This is a genomic window from Paraburkholderia susongensis (assembly GCF_900177725.1).
GTDB classification, from domain to species: domain Bacteria; phylum Pseudomonadota; class Gammaproteobacteria; order Burkholderiales; family Burkholderiaceae; genus Paraburkholderia; species Paraburkholderia susongensis.
This window is the reverse complement of record NZ_FXAT01000002.1, coordinates 768567-794911: the sequence shown is the minus strand read 5'-3', so window position 1 is coordinate 794911 and position 26345 is coordinate 768567. Positions and strand designations below refer to the sequence as shown.

Sequence of the window (26345 nt, the reverse complement as noted above, 5' to 3'; positions counted from 1 at the left end):
CGCAATGACCTCACGGCGGGCGCAGGCGAACCCGCAGGTGAACCAACACACAGCCACGCAACAGGCTGCAACAAGCCGCGAAGAGCATGCGATGAAGCAAACCGTCTGGCATCACCTCAAACTGTGCCCGCAGGGCAATCCTCACCACACGCTCGCCGATGCCGCGATCGCCGTCGAAGACGGCTGCATCGCATGGCTCGGCGCGGCGGCCGAATTACCTCAGCAATACGCCGCATGGCCGCGCGAAGATCTGCGCGGCGCATGGGTGACGCCGGGCCTCGTCGACTGTCACACGCACCTCGTGTACGGCGGCCAGCGCGCCGACGAATTCGCGCAGCGCCTCGCGGGCGTGAGCTACGAGGAAATCGCGCGGCAGGGCGGCGGCATCGTCTCGACGGTGCGCGCGACGCGTGCGGCGGACGAAGCATCGCTGTTCCGGCAAGCGGCCGTGCGGCTCGAACCGTTGCTCGCCGAAGGCGTGACGGCCATCGAAATCAAATCCGGCTACGGCCTCGATCTCGCGAGCGAGCGCAAGATGCTGCGCGTTGCGCGGCAACTCGGCGAGCGCTATCCGGTCACGGTCTACACGACGTTTCTCGGCGCGCACGCGCTGCCGCCCGAATTCGCGGGCCGCGCGGACGCCTATATCGACGAAGTCTGCAATACGATGCTGCCCGCGCTCGCGGACGAAGGGCTCGTCGATGCGGTGGACGTGTTTTGCGAGCGCATCGGTTTTTCGCTCGAGCAGAGCGAGCGCGTGTTCAACGCGGCCGCGCGCTACAAGCTGCCGGTCAAGATGCACGCCGAGCAGTTGTCGAACGGCGGCGGTACGGCGCTCGCGGCGCGGCATCGCGCATTGTCCGCGGATCACCTCGAATTTCTCGACGAAGCGGGCGTGGCCGCGATGAAGGAGGCGGGCACCGTGGCCGTGCTGCTGCCGGGCGCGTACTACTTCATCCGCGAGACGCAACTGCCGCCGCTCGACCTGCTGCGGCGCTACGAGGTGCCGATTGCGATTTCCACCGACAGCAACCCCGGCACGTCGCCCGCCACCTCGCTGCTGCTGATGATGAACATGGCGAGCACGCTCTTTCGCATGACCGTGCCCGAGGTGCTGCAAGGCGTGACGACGCATGCGGCGCACGCGCTCGGCAAGAGCGATCGGCACGGCGCGCTGCAAGCTGGCCGCGCGGCGGACTTCGCGGTGTGGTCGGTCGATTCGCTGGCCGAACTCGCCTACTGGATTGGCCGTCCGCTGTGCGCGCGAGTCGTGCGCGCGGGCGAAACCGTTTATACGCGGCGTGAGCCGGGTGTGAACTGAAGAGCGCGAACGGAACTGGAACCTGAGAGATGACGCAATCCAATCAATCGCTGTTCGCCGCTCATGCGTACCTGCCCGATGGCTGGCGCCGTAACGTGCTGCTCGAATGGGACGCAAACGGCACGCTGACCACGGTCACGCCGGATCACGCGCAAGCACCTGCGGGCGTACCGAAAGCAGCGGGCCCGCTCATGCCTGGCATGCCTAACCTTCATTCGCATGCGTTCCAGCGCGCGATGGCGGGGCTCACCGAATATCGCGTCGCGTCGGGCGCAGGCGCGACCGACAACTTCTGGAGCTGGCGCGACCTCATGTATCGCTTTGCCGCGCGCATCACGCCGGAAGGCCTCGCGAGCGTCGCCCAGTGGCTCTACATCGAAATGCTGAAGGCCGGCTATACGTCGGTGTGCGAGTTCCACTACGTGCATCACGCGCAGGACGGCAACCGCTACGCGAATCAGGCCGAACTCGCGCAACGCGTCGTGGATGCGGCAGCGGCGAGCGGCATCGGCATGACGATGCTGCCGGTGCTCTATCAATACAGCGGCTTCGGCGCGCGTGCGCCGCGCGACGATCAGCGCCGCTTCATCAATACGCCGGAGAGTTTGCTCGATCTGCTCGGCACGCTGCGCGCGGCGCGCCCCGAGAACGCCGCGCTGCGCTACGGCGTCGCGCCGCATTCGTTGCGCGCGGTGTCGGAGGCGTCGTTGCGCGCGCTGCTCGGCGGCATCGGCGCGACGGCGCCGGTGCATATCCATATCGCCGAACAGACCGCCGAGGTCGACGCGTGCATCGAAACCGAAGGCGCGCGCCCGGTGCAATGGCTGCTCGATCGTTTCGACGTCGACGGCCGCTGGTGCCTCGTGCATGCGACCCACGTCGATGAGAACGAAACGCTGGCGCTCGCGAAGAGCGGCGCGGTGGCGGGCCTGTGCCTGACCACCGAGGCCAATCTCGGCGACGGCATTTTCCCGGCGCAGGCGTATCTCGACGCGCAAGGCCGCATCGGCGTCGGCTCGGACAGCCATATCGGCGTCGACTGGCGTGCGGAACTGCGGCTGCTCGAATACGGCCAGCGTCTGATACACCGGCAGCGCAACGTGCTCGCGTCGGCGCAGGCCACGCATGTCGCGGACCGTCTGTTCGACGCCGCGCTCGACGGTGGCGCGCGCGCCACCGGCCGTGCGGTCGGCGCGTTGCAGGCCGGCCATCGGGCGGATTGGCTCGTGCTCGACGCCGATCATTCGAGTATCGCCGAGCATGCGCCGCAGGCGTGGCTCTCGGGCGTCGTATTCTGCGAACACGGCGAGACGCCGATCCGCGATGTCTACGCGGGTGGCGTCAAGGTCGTCGACAACCGCAGGCATCGCGACGAAGAGGGCGCCTATGCGCGCTATCGCGCGGCGCTCGCGGACCTGCTCAAATAGGCGCGGTTGCGCCGCAGTTGCTCGAGGTGATTGCCATCGCGGTTACCTGAGCAAGCTGCGCAACCGATTCTCCGATTTTCCGATCCTCATCGAATACGGACTGACATGACTGCCTCGAACACCACACCGGTTTTCTCGCTGCATCAGGGAAGCCTGCCGCTCCTGATCTCGATCCCGCATCTGGGCACGCAGATCCCGGCGGACATCGCCACGACGATGACCCCGGTCGCGCAACGCACCGACGATTGCGACTGGCATCTCGATCGCCTGTATGCATTCGCGAAGCGCATGGGCGCGTCGATCCTGACGCCGGGCTACGCGCGCTACGTGATCGATCTGAACCGGCCGCCCGATGGCGCGAACCTGTACCCGGGACAGGACACGACCGGTCTCCTGCCGGTCGATACGTTCGACAAGGAGCCGCTCTATCTCGACGGCCATCTGCCGGACGACGCGGAAGTCGCCCGCCGCCGCGACGCATACTGGAAGCCGTATCACGACGCGCTCGCAGGCGAACTTGCTTCGCTAAAGGCGAAGCACGGCAAGGTGCTGCTGTGGGAAGCGCATTCGATCCGCTCGCACGTGCCGCGTTTTTTCGACGGACGTCTGCCGGACTTCAACTTCGGCACCTCGAACGGCGCGAGCGCGGCAACGGGCATGGCCGACGAACTGGCCGCGCTCGTCGAGCGGCACGGCGGTTACAGCGCGGTCGCGAATGGCCGCTTCAAGGGCGGCTATATCACGCGGCAATACGGTGAGCCGGCGCAGGGCGTGCATGCGGTGCAGCTCGAGCTGTCGCAGATCACGTACATGGAAGAGCACATGCCCTACGCGTACGACGAAATCCTCGCCGCGAAGGTCGCGCCTTTGCTCGAAGCGCTCGTGACCACCGCGCTGGAGCGCGTCGAGTCGGCTTGAGCGCAATGCGGGTGGCGGGCGCACACGTGCCGCTGCCCGCTCATCTCCGCCCATCTCTTTACCACGCGGAAATCATGGCGCCGGGGCCCGGTGTACCAGCACGACAGCCCAGTGCGATGATCCGCGTCGGCCCCTCTTCGCGAACCTCGTGCCGCGAAGGTGTAACAGCATGTGTCCGTGATTGCGCGCCCGCGTTTTCGCGTGGAATGTATGGGGCGTCGCACGCATGCGTGAGGTCGTCCACGGGTCGTTCCGAACGCGGTTTGCCATAAAGAAAGCCCCGTGAAAACGGGGCTTTTCAATGCGAGCCGCGCCTCATCGACGCGATATCGGCACCATTAGTGGCAGCGCGTTTCCACATGATGGTGGACGCGCACCTTGTGGCATTCGCGATGATGCTCATAAGCTTGAGCAGGAGCGATCGCGCTCAGGGTGGCGACAGCTGCGGCAATGGCGAGAACGATTTTCTTCATTACAGAAACCTTAAGTCAATGTTGTGGAGCGGCCGATACAGTACGGCACGTGCCGGGTCGGCACGTAAGCATGCCACATTTGTGCGGCCGAACGCAGGAACGGCGTGCGAATACGTGTGTCGATGCAACACGCCGCGAGTCGTAAACGCTTTCCCATGGGCGTCGACGGCATTCGCGCGTAACTTCGGCATGAAAGCCACACCTGTGCGCGAATCCGCAAGCCCTGATTGCAAGCGGCGCGCCGAAGCGGCTACCCTTTCAGAACGATGACATGCGCGACGCTGTCATCGGTTCATCAGGCGAAAAGATGGAAAACCCAGCGATGGAAGATTCCGACGAATTGCTGCTGCCAGTCTGGCGCGCGAACCTGGTGTTGCTGACCCGCGAGGTCGGCGCCGCGAGCCGGCTCGCGCGCATGATGACGTTCTCCACGAGTTATCTGAAGCTGATGCTGTCCGGTCAGCGCGAATTCGGCGAAGAATTCGCGCGCGGCGTCGAGGCGGTCACCGGCTTGCCGGGTGGCTGGATGAACGTGCCGCACACCGAGGACGAGATACCGCCCAACGCGCGCGAGGCGATCGACAACGAACGGCCGCTCGCGCGTTTTCGCGGCACCGCGCATCCGGTGCGCAAAAAGACGGTATTGCGGCCGCCCGAGCCGATTTTCGGGCAGTCGGCGCCGGCCCGCCGCATCGAGGAAGAAACGCTCGACGCGGAGGCGCACCGGCGTCAGGCGCATTTTCGCAAGGTGCGCGATCTCGCGGCGCAGGAGGTGCGGCGCTTCGAGCGGCATCTGCTCCAGGCGCCGGTGGAGCTCGCGTCGATGCGCGCCAAGGTCGAGGAAGTGATCGCCGCTGCCGATCTCGACGAGCGCATCCAGGCCGATCTCGCGGGACGGCTCGAACAGATCGAGAAGCATCGCCACATGCTGCTCAGGCATGTGGAAAAGCTGCAGGCGCTGCTAGGCCAGCTTGGCGAGGGGGATTGAAGCCGCACCGCGGCGCCGCGCGTGGAACTCGGCTTCGAGCCGCCAGGTGACGCCGTCCGCTTCGAGCGCGACGCCGTTCCAGCGAAACGAATCGCGCGTGATGTCGGTGAAATTCCAGCGGATCGGCGTGCCGTCCGCGTGCCGGCCGATCTGCACGAGATCGCTGCCGATGCGCCGGCCGGTCAGCTCGTCATGCTGGCCGGTGCGCGGATTGACGTAGGTCACGCGCCACAGCCGCGCAGCCGGATCCCAGACGCGCAGCGTCGTGCCGTACATCGCATCGCTTGCGCTGGGGGAGTCGCCGCGCGGCGGCATGATCCACACGTCCTGCACCGCGCGGCCTTCCAGCACCCAGCCGAAATGAATCTCGCCGCGCCGGGGCGCGCTGCGCATATCAACGCGGTAGTGCAGCACGTCCATCTCCCAACTGCCGATCAGCCAGCCGTACAGGTCGTCGGCGGCGGGGATGTCGGCGGCGCGCGCGGGTGCGCTCAACGCGGCCAGAAAGCCGCCTGCGAGGTCGTTCTCGAGTCCGTTCATGCTGCGTGCTCCGTGAGGCAAGTGTCGGATGGCATCGCCGGAGCCCGCGTGAAACGAGTGGCCCGGCGATGTGCTACAACCACGATACGGACTCTGCCGAGGTGCATCTTGGGGAAAATTGCCGTCACGTTGCAGCAGGCGTTGGCGCGGCGCGAGCAGGAGGGCGCGCGCGGCGGCGTCGTGTCGCGCGCGTTGGCCGCAGGCGCGGGCTGGAGCGTCGCGGATCTGCTGTGCACGTTCGGTCCGCGCGATGCGCCGTTCGAGGAGCGGCACGCCGACGTGTGCATCGCGATGGTCGTGGCCGGTTCGTTCGACTATCGCGCCGCCACGGGCCGCGAACTGCTGACGCCGGGCGCGCTGCTGCTCGGCAATACCGGCGCCTGTTTCGAGTGCGGTCATCGGCATGGTCCCGGCGATCGCTGCTTCTCGTTTCACTATGCGCCGGAGTACTTCGAGCGGCTTGCCGCCGATGCGGGGCTCGCGGGCGGCCGGTTGAATTTCCGTCGCGCGAGCGTGCCGGCGCTGCGCAAGCTGGCGCCGCTCATCGCGCGGGCTTGTGCGAGCGCCGGTGACGAAGGCGGCAATGCTGGTGATAGTGGCAAGGGCGGCGGCAAGGACCGCCCCGCGTGGGACGAACTCGCGGTCGAACTGGCCGCCGCGACGCTGCACGCAGCCGGTGCGCTGACGCGCGCACCGGCTCCCGCGAGCGCGACGGCCCGCTCGCGCATCGCGCAGATCGTGCGCCTGATCGACGACGCGCCCGGCGCGCCGCATACGCTCGCGAGCCTTGCCGTCGCCGCGGGCGTGAGCGACTTCTACTTTCTGCGCACGTTCCAGCAGGTGACCGGCGTGACGCCGCATCAATACCTGCTGCGCGCGCGTTTGCGAGCCGCGGCGCTGCGGCTGCGCGACGGCGCAGAGAAGATCGTCGATGTCGCGCTCGATTGCGGCTTCAACGATCTGTCGAATTTCAATCACGCGTTTCGTGCGGAGTTCGCCGCGAGTCCGCGCACGTGGCGCGCGCGGGGCGGGGCGTCTCGCTCATGATGCTGCGCGCTCGCGTGTTTGCCGGGCGTACCGCTGCGCTCGCGCCTGTACGGAGCGTGCACGTTGCCGCACTGCCTGTCGCTCCGCTTGCCGTGTGGTGCGCCGCATTATTCGCCGCGTTACTCGCCGCGTGCTCGATCGCATGGCCGCTCTCCGCCGTCGCCGACGAAATCGTCACCACCAGCGACGAACGCGCCCCCACGACCATCGAGCGCGACGTCCATCTCTTCACGATCCAGAAAGACGGCTCCGTCGAAGAACACGACGACACCGTGCTGCGCGCCGGCACGGCGAGCGGTGTCGACGAGATCGCGCAGCGCTACGTATGGTTCAACAAGGACATCGAGCAGGTGCAACTGCTGGCCGCGGAAACCATCGCGCCCGACGGCAGCGTGCATCCGGTCGGTCCCGAGGCGATCCGCGACGTGCAGGAGCCGCGCTCGGCCGGCGCGCCGAGTTTCGAGGACGGCGTGTTGCGCACGGTGATTTTCCCCGGTGTCGAGCCTGGCGCGCGCGTGCATCTCGCGTTTCGCAAGACGCGCGTGAAGCCGTTGCAGGCCGGCACCTTCGCGTATCTGGTCGAGCCGACGCGCGAGCCCGTCGAGTTGCAGCGGCTTATCTTCGATCTGCCCGCCGACGTGCCGCTGTATGTCGACGCGCGCGGCTACGTCGCGCTGCCGCCCGTGACTTCGAACGGCCGCACCCGCTACGAATTCGACTACCGGCATGGCCCGTATGCGCGGCTCGAAGCGGGCGCGGTCGGCTATGCGAACTGGGGCGACCGGCTGATGGTATCGACGGTGCCGGACTTCGCGAGCTTCGCCGAGCGCTATCGCGGACCCGCCGCGAACGACGCGACCCGCAGCGATCCCGCGATCGCGCGGCTCGCGCAGAGCCTCACGGCGGGCCTCGCCGATCCACGCGCGAAAGCCCGCGCGCTGTACGACTGGATGCGCCTGAACATCCGCTACGTCGCGCTCTTTCTCGGCGAGACCGCGGCGGTTCCGCACAAGGCCGCCGACATCCTGCGCAACCGCTATGGCGACTGCAAGGACCACGTCGCGCTATATGGCGCGCTGCTCGCGGCGCTCGGCATTCGCAGCGAGCCGGTGCTGCTCAATCTCGGGCCGTACTACAGCTTGCCCAGTGTGCCCGGCTACGGGACGAGCGCGATCAATCACGCGATCATCTGGATTCCTGAACTATCGCAATTCGCGGATACGACGGCGGGTGGCACCGAATTCGGTTATCTGCCAGCCAGCGTAATGGACCGGCCGGTGCTGCTCGTCGACGACGGTGTGCTCGCGCGCACGCCGGCCACGCAGCCGCGCGAGCGCACCGCGCGCGTGCAGATCGACATCGACGAAAACGGCACCGCGAATTACGCTTACCGCGTAGAGGATGCGGGCTTTACCGCCGAGGTCGAACGCAACACGTTGCGGCGCGCGACGCAGCAGAGTGCACAGCAGATCGCGGCGAGCCGTCTGTTGCATGCGGGCCTGCACGGCAGCGCGCAATTGCAGACGGACGATCTGGCCGCAACGAGCGGGCCGTTCGCGACGTCGATGCAGGGCACAGTGCCGCATCTGATCTGGCAGGACGGCACGACCGCCGTGCCGGCGCTGACGAGTCTGTCGGGCGGCATGGCTTCGCAGGTCGAGACGTGGCTGGCCGAGCCGGTCAGAACGCAACCGTGGGCCTGCATCGGCGGGGAGTTCGACGAAACGCTCGAGATGACGTTACCGCGCTTCGTGCGCGTGAGCGATGTACCGGCCGACAGCACGGTCGAGGATCGCATGCTCACGTTTTCATCGCAGTATGTGTTCGATCCCGCGACGCGCGCATTGCAGGTCAGGCGGCACCTGCGCGCCGCCTTCGGCCATCAGATGTGTTCCGCCGACGAATTCGCCGCGCTCAGGGACGACCTCGTGCGCATCGAGCGCGATCTCGATGCCGAGGTGGTCGTCAAGGCGGCGGGGGCGAAGTAGCGGCCGGGCAGTGGGCCAGGCGGCCCATGCGGCCCAGCTGCGGCTCAACGCCGCGCAAAGCCGCATGCGGCCATACAAAATGTCACCTGTACTCCGGGTTGCGCTCCCGTGCGTGCTCCGAATTGCACGCTGGGTAGCACTGGGTTGTGCTCTTACGTGCCGCTCTTCGTCACGATCGGCACCCACGCGCCGTTCTTCACCTGGTAGAGCGTCGATGCGCCGCTCTTCAGCGCGCCGGTGTTGTCGAACGAAATTTTGCCGGTCACGCCGTCGTAATCGATCGCCTTGAGCACCGGACGGTACGCGTTCGGCGAGCTCGATTTGGCCTGCTCCATCGCCTTGATCGCGACCCACGCGCCGTCGTAGCCGAACGGCGCATACGAGAGCACGTCGACGCCGAAGCGCTTCTTGAACTTCGCGGAAAAGTCCTTGCCGCCCGGCAGTTGCGCGAGCGGGCGGCCGTATTCCCAGGCCATCGCGCCGTCGGACGCATCGCCGGCAAGCTTGATGAAGTCCTCGTCCATCACGCCGCCGCCGCCGACGAGCTGCGCGTTCAGGCCGAGCTGTTTCATGCGCCGCGCGAAACCCGCCGCCTGGTTGTCGAGTCCGGCGAAGAACACGAGGTCCGCATTCGCGCCCTTGAATTTCGTGATCTGCGTGCTGAAGTCGACCGCGTGGTTGTCGGTGTAGTCGCGCGCGACGATCGTGCCGCCATGCGCCTTCACCGCCTTCTCGAACTCGTCGGCCTCGCCCTGGCCGAATGCGGTACGGTCGTCGATGATCGCGATGCGCTTGGCCTTGGTCAGGTCGACCGCGTAGGCGCCCGCGTTGCCGGCGTTCTGCGCGTCGGTGGAAATCACCATGAAGGCGTTCGCAAAACCGCGGCCCGTGATGATCGGATTCGTGGCGGCCGGGTCGAGCACCGGAATGCCGGCCTGCTCATAGACCTGCGAGGCGGGAATCGTCGTGCCCGAGTTGAAGTGGCCGACCACCACGGCGACGCCCGAATCGACGAGCTTCTGCGCGGCCTGCACACCGACGCGCGGGTCGGCCTGATCGTCCTCGGCAACGATCACGAAATGCGCGACCTTGCCGCCGATCGTGACCTTCTGCGCGTTGGCTTCGTCGATCGCGAGTTGCACGCCGTTTTCCAGATCCTTGCCGTAGCCTGCATTGGCACCCGTGAGCGGCGCGGCAAAACCGATCTTGACCTGCAGGTCGTCGGCGAAACTGGCGAGCGGCGCGATGGCAAACAGGGCGCCAGCGAGCATGGCGAGGGGTTTCAGCGTGTTGTGAAGACTCATGTTCTCTCCTTGCATCGACGGTTGTTATGAAAGCGGCACGACAGGAAAACGGTCTCACGCGCGAAGCCGGGGGGCGCCTCGCGTATCGGAAGACTACGAACGATCGGTCGCCACTCGCAATGCTGGAATACGCTCAGTGGTACTGCGCTTCGCAACTGAGGCGCGCGATCAGTCTGGCGCGAATATAGGAAGCCAAATTGCCGTCGTCTTGGCAATTCGAGGCGTTTTGGATGAGCATTTCGGCACAGCCCGCGAAACGTGCATAGTGTGCACATTGAGCGTGCGCAAGGCGTCCAGACTGGCTTGCCGTGAGAGTCGCCGCAGGGGCTGCCGATTGCGGCATATGCTTAACAAACCCGCGCGCAGGCGCGGCAACGCGCGGCAAGGCGCGGCGAAGCAGAGGCGAGGCTCGCGCCCTTGCCTACCGCTCGCCTTGCTGGCGCAGCAGTTCTTCACGCAGACGCAGCAGCGGCGCCTTGGTGTCTTCGTCGGCCCATGTATCGAGGTCGTCGATCGCGCGCTGGCAGCCGTCGAGCACGATGTCGAGATCGACCGGCACGCCGTTGTTCAGTGCGAATTCGAGGGTCTGCGCGAACTGCTGGCATTCGTCTTCGCCGTACGAGATGTCGAGATTGTCGGCGATGATTTCGGCGATGTTGCTGCGTGCCTTGTCGTCGGGCGTCACCATGTCGATGATGCCGTTCGCGACGGCCGGCGAGTAGTAGAGCGCGATGTCGAGCCATTGCGCGGGATCGAAGTCGGGCTGGCCGAACTGGTTTTCGAAGTATTCGATCGCTTCCTGTTCGTGCGCTTCGTCCGCGTCGACGCTCATGCACAACTGCTCAAAATATTCTTCCCGCTCGCTGCGGATATAACCGTCCATTGCTGCCTCGTCTGCTAAATGCCGGATGCCTGAAAAATGCCGTGGACGACGGCGCGTTGCCTGTGTCCACGCGGCACGCATTATAGGAGACGGCAGCCCGCCGCGCGGTGATGGCTCAGGGAATGTGCCTAAGCCGTCTCCGCCACCCACGCATCGAACCACTCGCGCGGCTGCGCGATTTCGTTCTGCGTCGCGACCAGTTCCAGCTCATAGCGGCCCGCCTGCCAGGTCGCCTTGACCACCGCGTTGACGGCGGCGAGCGTGTGCTCGAACGCCGAGCGGACCGAATCGCCGAGCAGCGTGCGCGCGACGAACACCGCGCTCGTCATATCGCCGACACCGACCGGCTGCCGCGCGAACGGATAGAGCGGGCGCTGTCCCATCCAGGCTTCACGCTCGGTGACGACGAGCATGTTGAAACGGTCGGCGGGGCTGTTGCGGTCGAGCAGATGCTTGACGAGCACGAGCTTCGGCCCGCGTGCGAGCACTTCGCGGCAGGCGGTCACGGCTTCTTCGAGCGTCTCGATCTCGCGGCCGACGAGGCGTTGCAATTCGGTGTGATTCGGCGCCATCGCGTCGGCCACTTCCGGCATCGTTCTCACGAGAAATTCCTGAATGCCGGGCTCGACTTTGCAGCCGCCCGCGGCGCCCATCACCGGATCGCAGAAGTACCATGCGCGCGGATTGGCCGCCTTCACCACCTTGACGATTTCGATCACCGCCTGCGCCTGTTCCGGCGTGCCGAGATAGCCGGAGAGCACGGCGTCGCAGCGCGGCAGCATGCCGATCGCGCCGATGCCCTCGACGAGTTCTTCCATCTGCGATGCGTCGATCGCGCTGCCGCTCCAGTGCCCATACTGCGTGTGGTTCGAGAACTGCACGGTGTTGAGCGGCCAGACGTTGATGCCGAGGCGGTTCATCGGGAACACGGCTGCGCTGTTGCCGGCGTGACCGAAGACAACATGGGACTGAATGCTCAGAACGTTTTTGGTCATGGTGGGGCTCGCGCAAGCGGTCAGGCGCGGTCAACGAAACGGGAAGCGTGCGCCGCGCCGGTGGCCCGAGCGGGCGCGCCGTCGTGCGGCAGGTACGCCAGATTCAGATGGTGCAAGAAAAATGCGCGCTTTGCATCGACAGCAAACAATACAGGAGTTTGACGGACGCGAGTTGATCCGTCCCCCTGCTGTTGCGTCTAACCATCAAACGGACGCTCTCACGGCCCCTCGCGCGAACCGCCAAGGTTACTGGAACCTGACAGAACGAGGCCGCGCGGGCCGCTCAGACGAGCTCGCGGTACAACGCCAGGTAGCGCTCGGCCGATGCGCCCCAGCCGAAGTCCTGGCACATGGCGCGGCGCTGCGCGGCCTTCCATTCGGTGCGGCGCCCGTAGAGCGCGAACGCGCGCCGGATCGCCGCGGTGATGCCCTTCGGCTCGAAGCGCTCGAACACGAAGCCGGTCGCGAGATCGTCGGCGAGATTTTCGAGCGAGGCGTCCGCGACCGTATCCGCGAGACCGCCCACGCCGTGCACGAGCGGCAGCGATCCATAGGCGAGCCCATAGAGCTGCGTGAGCCCGCACGGCTCGAAGCGCGACGGCACCGCGACCACGTCGCTGCCCGCGATGATCGTATGCGCGAGCGTTTCGTCGAAGCCCAGCTCCACGGCTACCGACTCCGGATGCGCCTGCGCGACGCGCTGCAAACCATTTTCCAGCGCCGGGTCGCCGGTGCCGAACACGACCAGCTGGCCGCCGCGCCGGACGATCTCGGGCGCCGCCTCGAGCAGCAGATCGAGGCCTTTCTGCTCGGTCAGACGGCTCACGACGCCGAACAGCAGCGCGTCGCTTTTCTGCGCGAGGCCGAAGCGCTTCTGCAGCGCTTCCTTGCAGGCGAGCTTGCCGGCGAGGCGCGACGCGCTGTAGTGCGTCGCGAGCAACGCGTCGCTGGCGGGATTCCACACCGTGTAGTCGACGCCGTTGAGGATCCCGCTCAGATCGTGCGCGCGATGCCGCAGCAGCGCGTCGAGCCCGCCACCGTGCGCGAGCGTCTGGATCTCGCGCGCGTAGGTCGGACTGACGGTCGTGATGCGGTCGCTGTAGTAGAGACCCGCTTTCAGGAAGGACAGTTGTCCGTAGAATTCGACGCCGTGCATGCTGAAGAAATCATCCGGCAGACCGAGCAGCCCGAACTGATGCGCGGGAAAAATCCCCTGGTACGCGAGGTTGTGGATCGTGAACACGCTGCGCGCGGGGGCACGGCCATGCTGACGCTCCGCGGCCTTCAGATAGGCGGGCGCGAGCCCCGCGTGCCAGTCGTGCGCATGGACGATCTGCGGCGACCATGCCGGGTCCAGTTGCTGCGCGAGTTGCGCGGCGACCCAGCCGAGCAGCGCGAAACGCTGCGCGTTATCGCCGTAGGGCACGTGCTCGTCGTTCAGATAAGGGTTGCCTGGCCGGTCGTACAGCGCCGCGGCGCGGATCACGTAGACGCCGAGTCCGTTGGCGGGCAGCGTGCCGCGCTCGAGCATCACGTCCGCTGTGTCGAAACGGCGTCCGAGCCGCGCGACCGGCTGCAGGTCGTGCAAACCGGCGAGCACCGCCGGAAAGCCGGGCAACAGCACCCGCACGTCGGCGCCGCGCTCGATCAGCGCGGACGGCAGCGCGCCTGCGACATCGGCGAGACCGCCCGTTTTGAGAAGGGGATACAGCTCGCTTGCGACGTGCAGGGCGCGAATCGTCATGGGCCAGGTCTCTCTCGGGTTACGAGGGCTTTTGCTCGGGTAGATGATGACCGCAGTGCCGCTCAGTGCCACGCAATGCGGGCGCGTCACTTCAGCGGTTTGCGCAACGCCTCCTCGGTGACGAGCACGACGCCGTCGCCGGTGCGATAGAAGCGCTCGGCGTCGCGCGCCGGGTCTTCGCCGATCACCGTGCCTTCGGGGATCGTGCAGCCGCGGTCGATCACCACTTTCTGCAGGCGGCAGCTCGGGCCGACCGTGACCTGCGGCAACAAGACTGCCTCATTGATATTACAGAACGAATTCACTTTCACGTTCGACGACAGCACCGAGCGCGAAATCTGCGAGCCCGAGATCACGCAGCCGCCGCAGACGATCAGATTGTTCCCCGAGCCTTGCAGCCCCTTCATGTCGCGCACGAACTTCGCGGGCGGCAACTGCTCCTGGTAGGTCCAGATCGGCCAGCTGCGGTCGTAGAGATCGAGCGTCGGGATGGTCGAGGCGAGGTCGAGGTTCGCGGCCCAGTACGCGTCGATCGTGCCGACGTCGCGCCAGTAAGGCTCGACGCTCGGGTCCGACGACACGCACGACATGCTGAACGGATGCGCGATCGCCAGGCCCTGGGTGACGACGCGCGGCAGGATGTCCTTGCCGAAGTCGTGGTCGGTGTCGATCGAGGCGATGTTCTCCTCGAGCAGCGTGTAGAGATAGTCGGCGCTGAACACGTAGATGCCCATGCTCGCGAGCGCGGTGTCCGGGCGGCCGGGCATCGCGGGCGGGTCGGCCGGCTTCTCGACGAAGCCGGTCACGCGGCGGTTTTCATCCACGGCCATCACGCCGAACGCGACCGCGTCCATGCGCGGCACCTCGATGCAGCCGACCGTGCAGTCCGCGCCGCTGTCGGCGTGATCCGCGATCATGCGCGTGTAGTCCATCTTGTAGATGTGGTCGCCCGCGAGCACGACCACGTACTTCGGGCGGATCGAGCGGATGATGTCGAGGTTCTGGAACACCGCGTCGGCGGTGCCGCGATACCAGTGCGCGCCTTCGACGCGCTGCTGCGCGGGCCACAGGTCGATGAACTCGCCCATCTCGCCGCGCAGGAAGCTCCAGCCGCGCTGCAGATGGCGCAGCAGCGAATGCGCCTTGTACTGTGTGACCACCGCGATGCGGCGGATGCCCGAGTTCAGGCAGTTGGAGAGCGCGAAGTCGATGATCCGGTATTTGCCGCCGAAGTGCACCGCCGGTTTCACGCGTTTGTTGGTGAGCGGCCCGAGCCGGGTGCCGCGTCCGCCTGCGAGGACGATTGCGAGGGTGGTGCGTTGTAAGTCGTTCAACCGTGCCGGAGTGTTCATGTTCGTCTCCTTGGTCGACCGGAGTTGGCGCTTCAGCTTTTGGCCGGAGTCGGCGCTTTGGTCGTGGAGCGGAGTTGGCGCCCTGGCTGTCGAAGGGAGTTGGCGCTTTAGCACCTACTCCGGTCCCATGCAAAGCACCTACTCCGATCTCATGCAAAGCACCTGCTCGGTCTTACGCAAAGCATCTACTCGGGTCCCATGCAAGATGGTTGCTGATTAGTATGCCTATGCCACGGATAATCTCGTCGCCTGCTCTCTGTTCATGATTCGTGCTGCCAGGCAGCCTTGTTTTGCTGCTTTGCTTTGTAGCGTTGTTTCACTGCGTTGCTTTGCAGCTTTGCTTTGCGGCTCTATTTCGCCGCTTTGTTTTTTTGCCGCCTGGTCCTGGCGCCTGCTCCTGGCACCTTGTCCCGGTGCTTCGTGTTGCCGCTTGTTCTGCGGCTTATGTGCCACTTATGTGCCGCTGCTGTTTTCATGGGCCCGTCAGCTAGTTCTAGCACCGATTGGACGCAAGCGAATAGTGCAAATTGCGCAGGCCGTGATTCCGGCCGTCCTCGCACCATCGGCTTTTGCTGCGCGCCGATCCGTGCGGCACGACACATAGGGCGCTTGGTCACGGGCGCGGGAGATGCGTGGTTCGGTAAGGAGCAATATGTGTGCCGAAGGGGGCGACGTGCACCGGGTGTGCGCTTCATGGGTGCCTGATGCGGGCATCATGCCGACTTGAAGCGAGCCTGCAGTGGGTCCAAACGGGACTGCGCCGCGCATGCGCGATTGGCGCCAGAGTCCGGCGCAGCGTCGTAGAATCGTGCGCTCCCGGCAGGAAGATCATGCGCTGGATGCCGCGGCGCACGATCCTCGCACGTTCACTGTTGTGTTTTTCCCGGAAAAATCCCGATGAGTTTTCGCCGCCCAGCCCTGCTTGCCCTGTTGAGTGTCTGCGCCTATGCCGCGGTGTCCACGGTGCCTGCTGTTTCAGTCGCCCGGGCCGCCACGCCGGCAAGCGCGGCCGCCACGGACGCATCCGCCGTCGACGATCCAGGCCCCGCCTATGGCCCGGAGCTGCAAGGCTTCAACTATCCCGCGCCGGTGCAGCGCTTCGAATTCACGTCGCAGGGCGTGCCGCTTTCGATGGCGTATATGGACGTCAAGCCGGCGCATCCGAACGGCCGCACGGTGGTATTGCTGCATGGCAAGAATTTCTGCTCGGCGACGTGGGACGCGACGATTCATCGGTTGAACGACGCCGGCTATCGCGTGATCGCGCCGGATCAGATCGGCTTTTGCAAATCGAGCAAGCCCGAGCACTACCAGTACAGCTTCCAGCAACTCGCACGCAATACGCACGCGCTGCTCGAGTCGCTCGGCGTGAGCGACGCGACGGTGGTCGGCCACTCGACGGGCGGCATGCTGGCGATCCGCTATGCGTTGATGTATCCGCACGCAACGCAGCAACTGGTGCTCGTGAACCCGATCGGGCTCGAGGACTGGAAAGCGAAGGGCGTGCCGTCGCTGTCGGTGGACGAGTGGTATCAGCGTGAACTGAAGACGACCGCCGACGGCATTCGCCGCTACGAGCAGAGCACCTACTACGCAGGCCAATGGCGCGCGGACTACGAACCATGGGTGCAGATGCTCGCAGGCATGTATCGCGGGCCGGGCAAGCAGATCGTCGCGTGGAACTCCGCGCTGCTGTACGACATGATTTACACGCAGCCGGTTGTTTACGAACTTGGCCAGCTCACCATGCCGACGCTGCTGCTGATCGGCCAGAAGGACACCACCGCGATCGGCAAGGACGCTGCGCCGCCCGCGGTGCGCGCGAAGATCGGCCATTATCCGGAGCTGGGCCGCGCGGCCGCCAAGGCGATTCCGCATGCGACGCTCGTCGAATTCGCGGGGCTCGGCCACGCGCCGCAGATGCAGGATCCGGACGCGTTTCATAAGGCGTTGCTCGAGGGCCTGGCGGCGGTGCCGACGAATCGCTGAGTGGGGCTGGCGTAGGACACCGGGCCGATGGGCCTAGTACAGCAGCAAAGGAGAGGGGGCCACGAGTGAGCCGCCCTTCTTTCATGTGTGCCCAACATGGGCGCATTCCTGCGGGTGCACGTCCCGCCATAAGCTGGTCACAGCGAATAAAGCGAAGCGCAACTGCACGAGGGCGACCGGGTGTGGGGAGGAAGCGTGGAGCATAAATCGCGAGCCGATGAACAAGAACCGTATAGAAGGCACTGCCGGGCAGGGCGAGCGGGCATGAAACCGCGAAGCTCTCGTGACCAAAGCGTCAATCAATGCCGTTTTTTTATCCTGTGCGAGCAGGAATATGCAATACAAATGAGATGCCGGAAACCATCGTCAATGTTTGTCAAAACGGACTCATCTCAATTTAAAGCTGTTGACCGTGGTCCGTCTCGATGGTCAATTCTGGGGTCATTGCCAGAAAACTCATGAGAGTCCAATGGAGAGACAGAGTCTGGAAGTCACCGGAACGCAGACGATAGTCGAGGAAGAATGCCTGCTTTGCCGTGTGACATATTCAATATTCTCCAACTTCCCGCCAATGCCATCCGCGATGGCGCTGAACGTCGAAACCGGCGCGTTCTTTCCGCAGGATAGGCTGCGGTCAATGCCGAACGGCTTCGAGATGGCCGACGCTCAGGGTTACGGATGGGCGTGCAATTGTCGTGGACGTTCACGGAAGCGTTTTGATGAACAGTTCACGCGTCGTGACCACAATGGGCGCGCGCAGCAACCTGTCAACACCGATATTGCAAGCCCCCAATATGGCAATAGTCCGCGCGTGCCGCAGAGCTTTAGCAATGCCCGGCCGTTCCAGTACACACCGGACGCGATAGGCGACAATGTGCAGGACATTGCAGCGCGCGGAGTGAGTGACGCGCATGAAGCGGAATGCTTTGCTCGGTACGAGCATGACATGATGGCTTGCGACATGATCGGTGCTACATACAAGGATTCTCGAACGTACCTACTGTGCAAACAGCGAGCGTTCTCCAACTACCAGACTTGCAGAGGTTTCTAGTGAGTAACGAATCTGCCTTCATTTCCTACTACGACGAGCAAACGCAGCAAATCAAATTTTGTGTCGTTCAGCGTGCGCACGTGCAATCTGCGATTGACCGCGCGCTTTCAATTCCGGTCCCCCCGGATGCGCCCGAAAACTCCGACACCCCTATCACGGATGAAGATGCACGGAAGCTGGGAAGCATGGCGATGCTCTGCCATACCAAGGCGCACCCTGAGCTTCGGGCCCGCATGCAAGTGACGATTGAAGCACCATTGGTCTGGACGCAGGTGAAACCGTCAGCCAAATAGCGCCGTCTTTAAAGTGACGACACCCGACTGGCATTTAGCGCGGCCCGACATGTTTCGCGTCTGACGCGCGCAAGGCCGCAAGCGCTTGGGGAAGCCGCGCGAGTGCATCGAACGAACGTGCGCCGCCTGGCGAGAGGTACCCGGCGAAGCGGCCTCGCAACGGCGACGCAACCCGCCTCGACACGGCGCTTCTGTTGCACTGCAACCGTGCTGTGGCTTCGCAAATCGCTGGTCAGCATGTTATAAGCCCAAGGTAATGTTATTCACCATCATGTGGGAATTGTCATGAAGGCTATCCGATGAGACTACTCCGCAATAACAAATCGTCCGTGAGCAGACTTGCGCTGGTCGCACTCGTATCTGTTTCAAGCTGTTTTCTGGAAGTCACACCGGCCATCGCGAAGGCGCCTGCCAAAGCGCAACCGGCCGTTCTCACCGCATCGGCGATCGCAGTTGCGGACAAGTACAGCGCCGATGCTGCGGAGCAGATTTTCAAGGAAGGCGGCAACGCCGTCGACGCGGCAGTCGCGATTGCCTTCACGCTTGCCGTGACGTATCCGGAAGCGGGCAATATCGGCGGCGGCGGCTTCATGACGCTGTATGTCGACGGCAAGCCGTACTTCCTCGACTACCGCGAGCGTGCGCCGTTGGCTGCCACGAAGAACATGTATCTCGACGACAAGGGCGAAGTCATCAAAGGGATGAGCCTGTTCGGGTATCGCGCCGTAGGCGTGCCGGGCACCGTCGACGGCATGTGGGAAGCGCAGCGCCGCTTCGGCAAGCTCAAATGGAAGCAGGTGCTCGCGCCGGCGATTCACTATGCGCGCGACGGTTTCGAAGTCAGCCAGCAATTGCAGGATCGTCGTGACGAGGCAGCGAAAGACTTCGCTGGTAAGACCAATTTCGACGCTTACTTCGGCAATCTGAAGCAGGGCGTCAACTTCAAGCAACCCGATCTCGCCGCAGTGCTTACGCGCATTTCGGATCAGGGCGCGAAAGATTTCTATAGCGGCAAGACGGCTGATCTGATCGCGGCCTCCATGCACGGTCACGGCCTGATTACGAAGGCCGATCTCGTGCAATACAAGGCGGTGTGGCGCCAGCCGGTCCAAGCCGACTGGAACGGCTATCGCGTGATTACCGCGCCGCCGCCGAGTTCGGGCGGTATCGGTCTCGTGCAACTGCTGAAGATGAAGGCCGATCTCGCACCCGACTTCAAGGACGTGCCGCTCAATTCCCCGCAATACGTGCATCTGATCGCGGAGATCGAGAAGCGCGTGTTCGCGGACCGTGCGCAGTATCTCGGCGACCCGGACTTCTACAAGGTGCCGATCGCGCAGTTGACCGACGACGCGTACATCGCCAAGCGTGCCGCCGAGGTCAATCCGACCACGCCGTCCGACACGAAGAGCGTGCAGCCGGGTCTCGGCACCTCGATGCCGGAGAAAGCGGAAACCACGCACTTCTCGGTGATCGACAAGTGGGGTAACGCGGTGTCGAACACATACACCATCAACGGCTACTTCGGCTCGGGCGTAGTGGCGGACCGTACCGGCATCGTGCTGAACGACGAGATGGACGACTTCTCCGCGAAGCCGGGTGTCGCCAATATGTTCGGCGTGGTGGGCAGCGACGCGAACTCGATCGAGCCGAAGAAGCGTCCGTTGTCGTCGATGACCCCGACCATCCTGACCAAGGACGGCAAGGTCGCGCTCGTGATCGGCACGCCGGGCGGCTCGCGCATCTTCACGTCGATTTTCCAGGTGATCAACAACATCTACGACTACGACATGCCGTTGCCGGATGCGGTCGCCGCGATGCGCTTCCATCATCAGCTGCTGCCGCCGAATACGATCTTCTGGGAGCCGTACAAGCCGATCGACGGCGAACTCGCCAAACAGATCGAAGCCAAGGGCTATACGCTGAAGGGGCAGGATTTCAGCGGCGACATCCAGGCGATCAAGGTCAACGGCGATACGCCGGAAGCCGCCGCCGATCCGCGTGGCCGAGGTGTGACGCGGGTGATTCAGTGAGCGTTTGAAGTAGCTTTGGCGGCGCGCGTTGCAAAACGGAGCGCCACAAGAAGCAAAGCGGAAGCAAGGCGGGCATTGCGCAGGTCACGCGCGATGCCCGTTTTTTTTCGCCGACGCGGACGTTCACTCGCCTTCCGCGACCCGCGGATGGAGTCGTATCACGGCTGCGCGCTCAGCACGCGGCTGATCCGGGCGGCGTGTGGACGGCGGCAAAGCCGGGCATCCGAAGGCCCCGTGCGTAACCGCGCGACGTTTGCAAGCGCGCGAATGAAGCCTTCCTGTTTCGCATGAACCCCTCATAACGGGGCGAAATCATAAAGTTATCCGGCGGTTTGTCGATAGAACGATAACGGCGCGGAAGATACCCCGCGTGCTGGTTCGCGCGGCTCGCCGAAGCCGGGTCGGGGGTGCAGGAAGAAGCGGTCGCACAAGACCGATACGAAACAAGAGAGAGGGCCGATGACTGGTGTCTACAACCCGCTGCTGGTCTGCCTGTCGCTGGTGGTCGCATTCCTTGCGTCCTACACGGCAATGGAACTGTCCGGTAGCTTGAATGCGCTGACGAGCGCGAAACGACGGCCGTTATGGCTCGTCGGTGGCGCGGTGTCGATGGGCGTCGGCATCTGGTCGATGCACTTCATCGGCATGCTCGCGTTCTCGTTGCCGATCGCGGTCGGCTACGATTTCTCCATCACCATGGCGTCGCTGTTCCTCGCGATCAGCGTATCGCTGATCGCGCTTGCCACAGCGAGCCGCGGCGCGCTGTCGCGCAGGCGTCTGTGCGTCGCCGGGACGGTCATGGGCGCCGGAGTGGCCGCGATGCACTTCACCGGCATGCAAGCGATGCAGATGTCGCCGGGAATCGAATACACGATCTGGAGAGTCGTGCTTTCGGTGGGCGTGGCGATCGGCGCTTCGATGGCGGCGCTCTGGCTCGCCTTCACGCTGCGCACGCCGCACGTGGAACACGTCGTTGTCAAGCGGCTCGGCGCCGCGTTCATCATGGCGTTCGCGATCGCCGGAATGCACTATTTCGGCATGAGCGCGGCCAACTTCGCCGCTGGCAGTCTTTGCCTCGCAGGCGGTAAGCTCGATGCCAACTGGCTTGCGCTCGTCGTCACGGCGACGTCATTTACCGTGCTGGTCGGCACACTCGCATTGCTGGGCTTCCATACCAGCAGCCTCTCTATCTCGCTCAGGCGCGCGAACCGGCAACTGCAGCATCTCGGCACGCACGATGCGCTGACGAATCTCCCCAACCGCCAGCAACTCTCGTCACGCATCGAGCGGGCGGTCGCCGAATGTGCGCGCAGACAATCGCCGTTCGCGGTGCTCTTCATCGATCTCGACGGTTTCAAGTCCATCAATGACTCGCTCGGCCACGGCGTCGGTGACGACTTGCTGCAAGTGTGCGCCGAGCGTCTGCGCGAGGGCTTACGCCATACCGACATGGTTGCACGGCTCGGCGGAGATGAATTCGTGATCGTGGTCGAGAATGTGGCCGAAAACATGGCCGATGCGTCGCCGGCCGCGGCGGTTGCCAATGGCGTCCTGCGACGACTAGGCGAGGAGATAGTTGTCAACGGATTGTCGCTGCGCGTGAGCGCGAGCATCGGCATCGCGTTCTATCCTCGTGACGGCGGTGATGCCGATGAACTGCTGCATAGCGCGGACGCCGCGATGTACGCCGCCAAGCAAGGCGGGCGCAACACGTTCCGCGTGTTCGAGCCGAAAATGAACCACACTGCGCTCAAGTCGCTGATCCTGCAGCGCGATCTGCAGCGTGCGTTGAGCGCCGGCGAACTCAGTGTGTCGTTTCAGCCAAAGTTCAGCGTTGCATCGAAATCGATGACGGGCGTCGAGGCGCTGATCCGCTGGCATCATCCGGAACTCGGCGAGGTTGCTCCGCTCGAATTCATCCCCATCGCGGAACGCTCGGGCCTTATCGTCGAGATCGGTGACTGGGTTCTGCGTGAGGTCTGCCGCAACATTGCGCTATGGGACGCGCAAGGACTGCCCGCGATTTCCGTGGCGGTGAATCTTTCGCCGATCCAGTTCAACGTGCCGGACCTGGTGGGCCGCGTCGACGCGCTGGTTGGCGCAGCCGGCGTCGATCCGTGTCGCCTGATGTTCGAGATCACGGAAACGGCGGCGATGCAGAACATCGAGAAGACGAGCAGCACCATCGAAGCGCTGCAGTCGCGCGGCTATACCGTCGCCATCGACGATTTCGGCACCGGATATTCGAGCCTCGGCTATCTGCAGCGCTTCAGGTTCGACCAGATCAAGATCGATGGCTCGTTCATGCGCGATCTCGACGAAGACGGCCAGCGCGGCAGCGCATTACTATCCGCCGTCGTGACACTCGCGCGCGCGTTGCAGATCGAGGTCGTGGCGGAATGTGTCGAGACGGAGTCGCAATTCCGCAGGCTCCGCGAACTTGCCTGCGATCAAATGCAGGGCTTCCTGTTGAGCCGCCCGTTGCCTGCCGCCGATTTCCTTGCGTTTCTGCGCGTCGCCGCGGACCGGGTCGTTGCCACCGGGAGCGCCTTCACCACGCCTGCAGGATGAGGGGAACACCGGTGCCGGCCGGTTATTTCGCGGCCATCAATTCATCGCGCACCTGCGCACCGATCTCGAACGAGCGCAGCCGCGCGCGATGATCGTAGATCTGCGCGGTGAGCATCAGTTCGTTCGCACCGGTCTGCTCGATGACCGATTGCAGTCCTTCGCGGATCGCCTCGCGATCGCCGAGCACCGTGCACGCGAGCGCGCGTTCGACGTTGCTCAACTCCATCTCCGACGCCTCGAGCCGTTCGACCGGCGGCTGCAACTTCCCCGGCGTGCCGCGCCGCAGGTTGATGAACTGCTGCTGAAGCGACGTGAAAAGACGCGCGGCTTCCTCGTGGGTGTCGGCCGCGAACAGATTGACGCCGACCATCGCATACGGCTTGTCGAGCGTCGCAGACGGCCGGAACTGCGCGCGATACACCTGCAGCGCGGTCAGCATGTAATCGGGCGCGAAGTGCGACGCGAACGCGAACGGCAGGCCGAGCGCCGCGGCGAGTTGCGCGCTGTAGAGCGACGAGCCGAGCAGCCACAGCGGCACTTGCAGGCCCGCGCCCGGCACCGCGAGAATGCGCTGGCCAGGCACCGGATCGGCGAAATAGCGTTGCAGCTCGACGACATCGTCGGGAAACGACTCGGCGCTACTCTGCAGATCGCGGCGCAGCGCGCGGGCAGTGGTCTGATCGGTGCCGGGCGCGCGGCCGAGGCCGAGATCGATGCGCCCGGGATAGAGCGAGGCGAGCGTGCCGAACTGTTCCGCGATGACGAGCGGCGCGTGGTTCGGCAGCATGATGCCGCCGGAGCCGACGCGAATCGTTTTCGTGCCGCCGGCCACATGGCCGATCACGACGGAGGTCGCCGCGCTCGCGATGCCGGCCATGTTGTGATGCTCCGCGAGCCAGAAGCGCTTGTAATTCAACCGTTCCGCGTGCTGTGCGAGTTCGAGCGTGTTCCTGAACGCGTCCGCCGGCGTGGCGCCCGCGGTGACCGGCGAGAGGTCGAGGACCGAGAAGGGGATCATTGTCTGTTCATTTGCTGTTTGCGGCGCTTTCACGCGATGCGGCATTGTGGCAAAGCCTGGATTTTTCTGCTGACGGCGTGAGGATGTCCACGTTGCCTGAAGGGTCTGTCGGGGCTTCGTTGGGGCTTCGTCGGGATGTCGTTGGGGTATTGTCGTGGCGGCTTGCGAGGCGCGGAAATTGCTGCGGTATCTCAAGCCGATGCGTGGGTCAACGCACGAGTCAATGAGAGTCAATGAGATCCAATGAGCGAGCCAACCCGGGTGTCCGCGAAGTTCGTGCAGGAGCCGCGTGGGAGTTTGCGCGGCGTGAGCGCGTGAACGATGGATCGAGTGGCATCGAGCGACTCGTGCGCTGATCGGCATTCGAGTGTACGGTGGAACTATCGGTACGGTGACGCGACGCGTTGCCGAATCTTTGCAATGTCGTGAAGGAGTTCCCGATTCTATGAATGTCGTCAAAGAGTTTCGTACCCGATCATTCGAAGACGTGTGCCGCGCCTTGACCGATCGCGAGGAGATCGCGCTCGTCGACGTGCGCGAGGAGGAGCCGCACGCGCGCGGTCATCCGCTGTTTGCCGCCAATCTGCCGCTCTCGCGGCTCGAACTCGATGCGCCGTTGCGCCTGCCGCGTCCCGCGGTGCCCATCGTCGTGTTCGATGGGGGCGAGGGTCTCGCCGCGCGCGCGGCCGATCGTCTCGCCGAACTCGGCTATACCGATGTCGCCTTGCTCGAAGGCGGCCTGCAAGGCTGGCGCGAAGCGGGCGGCGAGCTGTTCAGGGACGTCAACGTGCCGAGCAAGGCGTTCGGCGAGCTCGTGGACAGCGTGCGCCATACGCCGTCGCTTTCCGCGCAGCAGGTGCAGGCGCTGCTCGACAGCGAGGCCGACGTCGTCGTACTCGACGCGCGCCGCTTCGACGAATTCCAGGCAATGAACATTCCCGGCAGCATCAGCGTGCCGGGCGCGGAACTGGTGCTGCGCGCGCGGCAGATCGCGCCGGATCCGGCCACGCGGATCATCGTCAATTGCGCGGGGCGCACGCGCAGCATCATCGGCGCGCAATCGCTCATCAATGCGGCCGTGCCGAATCAGGTCGCGGCGCTGCGCAACGGCACGATAGGGTGGACGCTCGCCGGTCAGCCGCTCGCGCATGGCAGCTCGCGCCGCTTCGAAGGCGCGATTGATGACGCACTGCGCCTCGCCGCGGCCGATGGCGCGCGCGCGGTCGCCGATCGTGCGCGCGTGGGCCGCACCTCGCGCGACGAGGCGCGCCGCTGGGCCGACGAAGAGGTGCGCACCGTGTATCGCTTCGACGTGCGCACGCCGGAAGAATACGAGGCGGGCCACGTGCCGGGCTTTCGCAGCGCGCCGGGCGGCCAGCTCGTGCAGGAAACCGACATGTTCGCGCCGGTGCGCGGCGCGCGCGTGATACTCGCCGACAACGACGGCGTGCGCGCGAACATGAGCGCGTCGTGGCTCGCGCAGATGAACGTCGAGGCGTACGTGGTTGATGGTCTGACTGCCGCGGATTTCGCCGAGAAGGGAGCGGCGCCGCCCGCGCGTCATGCGGTTGCGCCGCCCGATGCCGACGAGATCGCGCCGGCCGACCTCGCCGCGCTGCTGCAGGCGCCGGGCACCGTGGTGCTCGATTTCACGCGCAGCGCGAGCTATCTGAAGCGGCACATTCCGGGCGCGTGGTTCGTGATCCGCAGCCAGCTCGACGATGCGTTGCGCACGCTGCCCGATGCGAAGCGCTATGTCGTGACCTGCGGCAGCAGTCTGCTCGCGCGCTTCGTCGCGCCGGAGCTGGCGGCGCTGACGGAGCGGCCGGTACAGGTGCTCAGCGGCGGCACCGCGGCGTGGATCGAGGCGGGCTTGCCCGTGGACGCGGGCGGCGCGCGCATGGCGTCGCCGCGCATCGACCGTTATCAGCGTCCCTACGAGGGCACCGATAACGCGCGTGAAGCGATGGGCGCGTATCTGGAGTGGGAGCATGGGCTCGTCGCGCAACTCGCACACGATGGCACGCATGGATTTCGTGTGATCTGAGCGAGCGGGCAGGCTGCGCAGACAAGCCGCGCGAAACGGCACGAAACGGCGCGAAACGGCGCGAAGCCGCTCGCGCCACGCGAATCCTCTGCCAATTCGGTGTAAACGCGCTCTCGTCTAAAGCTGCCAACGCGTTTAGATTAGCGGCATCTGTAAGGCTTATCGAGGGACCAGGGCGGCCACACAAGGCAGCGGTCTGTCATTGCGGCGATGGCGCGAGGTGAGCAGCCAAGGTTGCTCATCGCTTCGTCCGGAACCAGACCGCTGCGCGTCGTCCGCGGTGCTTCGCGCGAGGCGGCGTACGCGCCGCCGTCACTTTCCGGTTGACCATATCGACCGACCTGGCGACGCTTTGTACCGCGT

Annotated in this window: 20 protein-coding genes; 12 read left to right on the top strand and 8 right to left on the bottom strand. The window is 64.9% G+C overall.

Annotation, left to right across the window (positions count from 1 at the left end):
• Positions 1-91: 91 nt before the first annotated feature.
• From hutI to hutG, 3 genes are all read left to right on the top strand, one after another.
• Complete coding sequence (hutI, locus tag B9Z01_RS08645; RefSeq protein ID WP_085482109.1) at positions 92-1321, top strand: imidazolonepropionase; 1230 nt, start codon at positions 92-94, stop codon at positions 1319-1321.
• Positions 1322-1350: 29 nt separating this feature from the next.
• On the top strand, positions 1351-2748 hold the full coding sequence (locus B9Z01_RS08640; protein WP_085481827.1) for a formimidoylglutamate deiminase: 1398 nt from the start codon (positions 1351-1353) through the stop codon (positions 2746-2748).
• 105 nt (positions 2749-2853) lie between these two features.
• Positions 2854-3666 carry an N-formylglutamate deformylase gene (gene hutG / locus B9Z01_RS08635; RefSeq protein ID WP_085481825.1) on the top strand — a complete coding sequence of 271 codons (813 nt, stop codon included), beginning with the start codon at positions 2854-2856 and terminating at the stop codon, positions 3664-3666.
• Positions 3667-4004: 338 nt separating this feature from the next.
• Here hutG and B9Z01_RS36630 read toward each other — a convergent pair whose 3' ends face one another.
• Positions 4005-4139, bottom strand: a complete 135-nt coding sequence (locus B9Z01_RS36630; RefSeq protein ID WP_275937490.1) for a hypothetical protein — start codon at positions 4137-4139, stop codon at positions 4005-4007.
• Between the two features lie 322 nt (positions 4140-4461).
• Between B9Z01_RS36630 and B9Z01_RS08630 the strand changes: the two genes are divergently transcribed.
• The gene (locus B9Z01_RS08630) at positions 4462-5127 is read left to right on the top strand and encodes a hypothetical protein (protein WP_085481823.1); all 666 of its coding nucleotides are present in this window, start codon (positions 4462-4464) and stop codon (positions 5125-5127) included.
• On the opposite strand, the gene B9Z01_RS08625 is transcribed toward B9Z01_RS08630, so the two are convergent.
• Entirely contained in the window at positions 5101-5667 is a 567-nt protein-coding gene (locus B9Z01_RS08625) for a hypothetical protein (protein WP_085481821.1), read from the bottom strand. The two genes, B9Z01_RS08630 and B9Z01_RS08625, sit on opposite strands and share 27 nt — an antisense overlap.
• Before the next feature lie 108 nt (positions 5668-5775).
• On the opposite strand from B9Z01_RS08625, the gene B9Z01_RS08620 reads away from it, so the two are divergent.
• Positions 5776-6714 carry a helix-turn-helix domain-containing protein gene (locus B9Z01_RS08620; protein ID WP_085481819.1) on the top strand — a complete coding sequence of 313 codons (939 nt, stop codon included), beginning with the start codon at positions 5776-5778 and terminating at the stop codon, positions 6712-6714.
• On the top strand, positions 6711-8702 hold the full coding sequence (locus tag B9Z01_RS08615; RefSeq protein WP_420814652.1) for a DUF3857 domain-containing transglutaminase family protein: 1992 nt from the start codon (positions 6711-6713) through the stop codon (positions 8700-8702). The genes B9Z01_RS08620 and B9Z01_RS08615 overlap by 4 nt, the downstream gene beginning before the upstream one ends.
• 152 nt (positions 8703-8854) lie before the next feature.
• Here the strand turns inward: B9Z01_RS08615 and B9Z01_RS08610 are convergent, their stop codons facing one another.
• From B9Z01_RS08610 to glgC, 5 genes are all read right to left on the bottom strand, one after another.
• Entirely contained in the window at positions 8855-10006 is a 1152-nt protein-coding gene (locus tag B9Z01_RS08610; RefSeq protein WP_085481817.1) for a branched-chain amino acid ABC transporter substrate-binding protein, read from the bottom strand.
• 421 nt (positions 10007-10427) lie between these two features.
• The gene (locus tag B9Z01_RS08605; RefSeq protein WP_085481815.1) at positions 10428-10889 is read right to left on the bottom strand and encodes a hypothetical protein; all 462 of its coding nucleotides are present in this window, start codon (positions 10887-10889) and stop codon (positions 10428-10430) included.
• A 128-nt stretch (positions 10890-11017) separates the two neighbouring features.
• On the bottom strand, positions 11018-11884 hold the full coding sequence (pdxY, locus tag B9Z01_RS08600) for a pyridoxal kinase PdxY (RefSeq protein WP_085481813.1): 867 nt from the start codon (positions 11882-11884) through the stop codon (positions 11018-11020).
• 283 nt (positions 11885-12167) lie between these two features.
• Positions 12168-13628 (bottom strand): glycogen synthase GlgA, encoded by a 1461-nt coding sequence (gene glgA, locus B9Z01_RS08595; protein ID WP_085481811.1) that lies wholly within the window; start codon positions 13626-13628, stop codon positions 12168-12170.
• A gap of 86 nt (positions 13629-13714) precedes the next feature.
• Complete coding sequence (gene glgC, locus B9Z01_RS08590; protein ID WP_085481809.1) at positions 13715-14980, bottom strand: glucose-1-phosphate adenylyltransferase; 1266 nt, start codon at positions 14978-14980, stop codon at positions 13715-13717.
• 897 nt (positions 14981-15877) lie between these two features.
• Between glgC and B9Z01_RS08585 the strand changes: the two genes are divergently transcribed.
• The 5 genes from B9Z01_RS08585 to B9Z01_RS08560 all read left to right on the top strand — a co-directional run bounded on the left by B9Z01_RS08585 (position 15878) and on the right by B9Z01_RS08560 (position 22917).
• The gene (locus tag B9Z01_RS08585; protein ID WP_085481807.1) at positions 15878-16969 is read left to right on the top strand and encodes an alpha/beta fold hydrolase; all 1092 of its coding nucleotides are present in this window, start codon (positions 15878-15880) and stop codon (positions 16967-16969) included.
• A 469-nt stretch (positions 16970-17438) separates the two neighbouring features.
• A complete protein-coding gene (locus B9Z01_RS36770; RefSeq protein ID WP_085481805.1) occupies positions 17439-18020 on the top strand; it encodes a hypothetical protein in 582 nt (193 codons plus the stop codon).
• Positions 18020-18313: a hypothetical protein gene (locus B9Z01_RS08570; protein ID WP_085481803.1), complete on the top strand. Its 294-nt coding sequence runs from the start codon at positions 18020-18022 to the stop codon at positions 18311-18313. Before B9Z01_RS36770 ends, B9Z01_RS08570 begins: the two co-directional genes overlap by 1 nt.
• Positions 18314-18612: 299 nt before the next feature.
• Entirely contained in the window at positions 18613-20346 is a 1734-nt protein-coding gene (gene ggt, locus B9Z01_RS08565) for a gamma-glutamyltransferase (protein ID WP_085481801.1), read from the top strand.
• Positions 20347-20805: 459 nt separating this feature from the next.
• The gene (locus B9Z01_RS08560) at positions 20806-22917 is read left to right on the top strand and encodes a putative bifunctional diguanylate cyclase/phosphodiesterase (protein WP_085481799.1); all 2112 of its coding nucleotides are present in this window, start codon (positions 20806-20808) and stop codon (positions 22915-22917) included.
• 22 nt (positions 22918-22939) lie between these two features.
• Here the strand turns inward: B9Z01_RS08560 and B9Z01_RS08555 are convergent, their stop codons facing one another.
• Complete coding sequence (locus B9Z01_RS08555; RefSeq protein ID WP_085481797.1) at positions 22940-23935, bottom strand: LLM class flavin-dependent oxidoreductase; 996 nt, start codon at positions 23933-23935, stop codon at positions 22940-22942.
• A gap of 445 nt (positions 23936-24380) precedes the next feature.
• On the opposite strand from B9Z01_RS08555, the gene B9Z01_RS08550 reads away from it, so the two are divergent.
• Positions 24381-25982, top strand: a complete 1602-nt coding sequence (locus tag B9Z01_RS08550; RefSeq protein WP_085481795.1) for a rhodanese homology domain-containing protein — start codon at positions 24381-24383, stop codon at positions 25980-25982.
• Positions 25983-26345: the final 363 nt, after the last annotated feature.

Coding starts and splice junctions, on each gene's coding strand:
- hutI (WP_085482109.1), top strand. CDS start 92: ATGAAGCAAACCGTCTGGCATCACCTCAAACTGTGCCCGCAGGGCAAT.
- B9Z01_RS08640 (WP_085481827.1), top strand. CDS start 1,351: ATGACGCAATCCAATCAATCGCTGTTCGCCGCTCATGCGTACCTGCCC.
- hutG (WP_085481825.1), top strand. CDS start 2,854: ATGACTGCCTCGAACACCACACCGGTTTTCTCGCTGCATCAGGGAAGC.
- B9Z01_RS36630 (WP_275937490.1), bottom strand. CDS start 4,139: ATGAAGAAAATCGTTCTCGCCATTGCCGCAGCTGTCGCCACCCTGAGC.
- B9Z01_RS08630 (WP_085481823.1), top strand. CDS start 4,462: ATGGAAGATTCCGACGAATTGCTGCTGCCAGTCTGGCGCGCGAACCTG.
- B9Z01_RS08625 (WP_085481821.1), bottom strand. CDS start 5,667: ATGAACGGACTCGAGAACGACCTCGCAGGCGGCTTTCTGGCCGCGTTG.
- B9Z01_RS08615 (WP_420814652.1), top strand. CDS start 6,711: ATGATGCTGCGCGCTCGCGTGTTTGCCGGGCGTACCGCTGCGCTCGCG.
- B9Z01_RS08610 (WP_085481817.1), bottom strand. CDS start 10,006: ATGAGTCTTCACAACACGCTGAAACCCCTCGCCATGCTCGCTGGCGCC.
- B9Z01_RS08605 (WP_085481815.1), bottom strand. CDS start 10,889: ATGGACGGTTATATCCGCAGCGAGCGGGAAGAATATTTTGAGCAGTTG.
- pdxY (WP_085481813.1), bottom strand. CDS start 11,884: ATGACCAAAAACGTTCTGAGCATTCAGTCCCATGTTGTCTTCGGTCAC.
- glgA (WP_085481811.1), bottom strand. CDS start 13,628: ATGACGATTCGCGCCCTGCACGTCGCAAGCGAGCTGTATCCCCTTCTC.
- glgC (WP_085481809.1), bottom strand. CDS start 14,980: ATGAACACTCCGGCACGGTTGAACGACTTACAACGCACCACCCTCGCA.
- B9Z01_RS08585 (WP_085481807.1), top strand. CDS start 15,878: ATGAGTTTTCGCCGCCCAGCCCTGCTTGCCCTGTTGAGTGTCTGCGCC.
- B9Z01_RS36770 (WP_085481805.1), top strand. CDS start 17,439: ATGGAGAGACAGAGTCTGGAAGTCACCGGAACGCAGACGATAGTCGAG.
- ggt (WP_085481801.1), top strand. CDS start 18,613: ATGAGACTACTCCGCAATAACAAATCGTCCGTGAGCAGACTTGCGCTG.
- B9Z01_RS08560 (WP_085481799.1), top strand. CDS start 20,806: ATGACTGGTGTCTACAACCCGCTGCTGGTCTGCCTGTCGCTGGTGGTC.
- B9Z01_RS08555 (WP_085481797.1), bottom strand. CDS start 23,935: ATGATCCCCTTCTCGGTCCTCGACCTCTCGCCGGTCACCGCGGGCGCC.
- B9Z01_RS08550 (WP_085481795.1), top strand. CDS start 24,381: ATGAATGTCGTCAAAGAGTTTCGTACCCGATCATTCGAAGACGTGTGC.